General features: G+C 68.5%; 4 protein-coding genes. 2 read left to right on the top strand and 2 right to left on the bottom strand.

What is annotated here, in order from left to right; all coding sequences use genetic code 11:
* Positions 1-31 precede the first annotated feature (31 nt).
* Complete coding sequence (locus FXF52_RS40655; RefSeq protein WP_222870955.1) at positions 32-289, top strand: YciI family protein; 258 nt, start codon at positions 32-34, stop codon at positions 287-289.
* Positions 286-1,518: an RNA polymerase sigma factor gene (locus FXF52_RS40650; protein WP_148804955.1), complete on the top strand. Its 1,233-nt coding sequence runs from the start codon at positions 286-288 to the stop codon at positions 1,516-1,518. Before FXF52_RS40655 ends, FXF52_RS40650 begins: the two co-directional genes overlap by 4 nt.
* Positions 1,519-1,744: 226 nt before the next feature.
* Here the strand turns inward: FXF52_RS40650 and FXF52_RS40645 are convergent, their stop codons facing one another.
* Positions 1,745-2,701 carry a sulfotransferase gene (locus FXF52_RS40645; protein ID WP_148804954.1) on the bottom strand — a complete coding sequence of 319 codons (957 nt, stop codon included), beginning with the start codon at positions 2,699-2,701 and terminating at the stop codon, positions 1,745-1,747.
* Between the two features lie 429 nt (positions 2,702-3,130).
* Positions 3,131-3,685, bottom strand: a 555-nt coding sequence (locus FXF52_RS40640; protein ID WP_222870954.1) for a dihydrofolate reductase family protein, incomplete at its 5' end; no start/stop codon positions are given.

Genomic DNA, 3,685 nt, shown 5'->3' with positions numbered 1-3,685 from the left:
CAATCCCGGCAGCACGGACAGGCAGCCTGCCATCAGCGCGTTCAACGAACGACTGATCGCCGAGGGCTACTGGGTTTTCGCGGGCGGACTCGCGGACACCGACGCGGCCACGGTCATCGACAACCGGGGCGAGCAGCCGGTGTTCAGCGACGGGCCTTTCGTGGAATCGAAGGAGTACCTCGCCGGCGTCTGGGTGTGGGAGGCCCCCGATCTGGATGTGGCGCTCAAGCTCGCCGCCGAGGCGTCGAAGGTCTGCGATCGGAAGATCGAGGTGCGGCCGTTCCTGTGAACAGGGCCGACGTCCGCGAGGCGGTCACCCGGGCCCACCACGAGGAGTGGGTCCGGCTGGTCGCCGCCCTGACCAGACGCTTCGGTGACCTCGACATCGCCGAGGAAGCAGCGGCCGAGGCGTTCACGACCGCCGTGGAGCGGTGGCCGGCCGACGGCGTGCCGCCCAACCCCGGCGCCTGGCTGACCACCACCGCCGTCCGCAAGGCCATCGACCGGCTCCGGCGCGAGAACAAGCGCGACGACAAGCACAAGGAGGCTCAGCTGGTGTACGACAACAACCCACCCGAGCCTCTCGGCGCCATCGACGACGACCGGCTCCGGCTGATCTTCACCTGCTGTCACCCAGCCCTCGCCATGGAAGCCCGACTGGCGCTGACACTGCGCATGGTCGGCGGCCTGACCGTGCCCGAGATCGCCCGCGCCTTCCTGGTAGCCGAAAGCGCCATAGGGCAGCGGATCACCCGCGCAAAGGCCAAGATCAAAGCGGCGCGCATCCCCTATCGGATGCCGTCCGCCGAGGATCTCCCAGCCCGCGTCACCGGCGTACTCGCCGTCCTCTTTCTCGTCTTCAACGAGGGCTACCTGGCGACCGGCCCCGACACCGACCCCCTACGGCACGACCTGACCGCCGAGGCGATCCGGCTCACCCGCCTGATCCATGCCCTCCTGCCCCACGACGGTGAGGTGGCCGGTCTGCTGGCGCTGATGCTCCTGATCGAGGCCCGCCGCACCGCCCGGGTCTCGGCCAACGGCGAACTGGTCGCCCTCGACGAGCAGGACCGTGGCGCCTGGGACAAGGCGCTGATCGCCGAGGGCCATCGGCTGGTGCGCGAGCGCCTGGCCGCCGGCGTGGCTCCGGGCCGCTACCAGATCCTCGCGGCGATCAACGCCGTGCACACCTCCGCCCGCGACATACGCGACACCGACTGGTCACAGGTCCTCGCCCTCTACGACCAGCTCGTCCGCCTCGACCCCTCGCCGATCATCGCCCTCAACCGGGCCATCGCGGTCGCCGAGCTCGACGGCCCGCAGGTGGCACTGGCGACCATCGACCGCCTCGAGGACAAGCTGGCCGGCTATCACGCCTACCACGCCACCCGCGCCGACCTGCTGCGCCGGCTGGGCCGCAGCCAGCAGGCCCGCGCAGCCTACGACAAAGCCATCGACCTAGCGGGCAACACCGCCGAGACCGCCTACCTGACCCGCCGCCGCGACCAACTGCGGTAGCGCCCACGGATCCCGACCGAATCCCTGCGTGCAGCGGCGGCCGGTCCAGGGCGTCCAAGCCGCCGCGCGTATCGCGGCCAGAAGCGTGCACCCGCCCATAAGGACGGGCTCATAGACGGCCGGAAAGCTAGGAACGAGTGGTCCGCGATGCGGTCTGGCTGAAGCAGCGTCTTACCGGGCGTTCGAAGGGCGCGACGCGGCGTCGTCAAGGTGGAGAGCCAGAGCGTCACTCATATCCCATGGCCGGGATGATCTTGCCGAGTGCTTCTTCGATGAATTCGCGGGTTTCGTCGTCGAATTGGTCGTTGCGGTGCGTCAGCTTGTGCGACTGAAACATTGAAGGGGTGGCGAAGTCGTCGACGTCGAGCCGTTCGAACAGCGCGCGGCGCTGCCCGGGCCAGTCGGCTGCGAGATCTTCTGCCTTCACCTCGATGTATCGCCTGCCCGTCAGGTCGACCGTGTCCTTCCAGGTGAGCCATCGGTGGTAGATCGGCTTGAGGTAGGCAAGCGCGCCGTCGACGGTGGACGGTGCCCATGGCTGGGCCAGGTGGGATGTGAGCACCGAGACCGGGTGACGCTTGATGTGCACGATGGTCGCTTCGGGGACCAGTTCCCAGAGGAACTCCATGCACAGCAGGTTGAACGGTGTCTTCTCGCACCAGGCCGGCTTGCCCGCGTCGGCGGCTGCTCCGCCGAACATGGTGTCGATCAGGCCCCGCAGGATTCCGAGCAGCTCGCCCCGGTCGCTGAAATACCTGGGAAGTACCCGCCGGCGGCTCAGCGGCTCGAACGGCCCGGCAGGCCGGTCGGCGTTCCCGAAGCCTTCCGCGGGTGCAGGTTCGTCGTATGTGTACGCGATCAACTGCGGCCAGAGCTGTTGCACCGCGTCCCGGTAGCGCCGCTCGCCGACCAGCTCGGGAACGGTTTTGCCACGATCGTCGCGCCGGCCGGGCACTCGTACGGTGAGGAAGTCGCTCAGCCGGCGCAGGGCGTCCTCACCGACAGTGGGGTCGTATCGATCGGTGAGCGCGTCGGCCAGGTCCCGCAGGCCACCCGGGTCGACGAGAAACCTGGTCTCCATGGGAATCCGATGGATCAGCGGATGTTCGCCGATGATGTCGGCGATCCGTGACGTTCCCGAACGACCCGTACCCGCAACGAAGACCGGTGAGGGGAAAGGCATGGCGAGCAGTCAAACTCCCAGCCCGCGCCTGTGCAAGCCATATATCCCCTTCACCCGCTGCTACGGGCCGGACCCGCACCCGCCGCGCCGAGTGCGTGCCGGCCGCCTCCAACAAGCGAGCAACGAATATCGAAGCTTCCCAACGCGGTGGACGGTGGTTGAGCCGTTGCTGCCCGCGCCGGGCCGGCGTTCGGGCCGGTGGTGGGCGTGGTTCCGGCTGTTCACCGTCGGGCAGGTCGGCGCGCTGGCCTTCCTGCTCCTCGAACCCGCGGCCCGTCTGGTCGGCCCTCGACCCGTCACCGCCCCGCCCGGTCGAGCGGATCTCTGGCGGGCAAGGGTGCCTCATGGCCATCGGGCTCGCCATCTTGGCGGGCTTGACCGCGTGGCGCATCGGCGGGCTGGTCCACTCGCTCCTGACCTGAGCTGGGCCTACTTCCGCACGTTGAAGCGGAGTATCGTGACGGCGCCCACTTGGGTGTTGCTGAATGGTTCCAGGTCGACCCGGTCGAGGCTGGGAGGCGAGAAGCGGACGCCGTCGCCGAGCAGCACCGGCGCGATATACACCAGGATCTCGTCGACGAGCCCGTGCTGCAGGCACTGGGCGGCCACGTCGGCGCCGAGGATCTCCAGGTTCTTGCCGCCCGCGGCGCTGCGTGCCGTGGCGACGGCTTCCTCGAGTCCGCACGTGAGAAATGTGACGGCAGGGTCCGGCTCGTCGGGAGGCTCGTGGGTGAGGACGAACAGTGCTCCCCCTTCGTACGGGGTTTCCTGCTCGGCCATCCCCTTGCTGACCTCGTAGGTGCGCCGGCCGATGAGCATGGCGCCCGTGGCCGTCATGACCTCTCCGAACGCCTCCGCCGTCACGAGTTCGCCGAACCAGTCCATCGCGTCGCCCGGTCCGGCGATGAAGCCGTCCAGCGACATCACCCTGTTCACTACCACTTTGCCGGTGCTCACATCAGTCATGCGCATCTCCGCAGATCC

This window comes from Micromonospora sp. MP36, assembly GCF_008119785.1.
Lineage (GTDB): Bacteria > Actinomycetota > Actinomycetes > Mycobacteriales > Micromonosporaceae > Micromonospora.
This window is presented reverse-complemented; position numbering and strand designations above follow the sequence as displayed.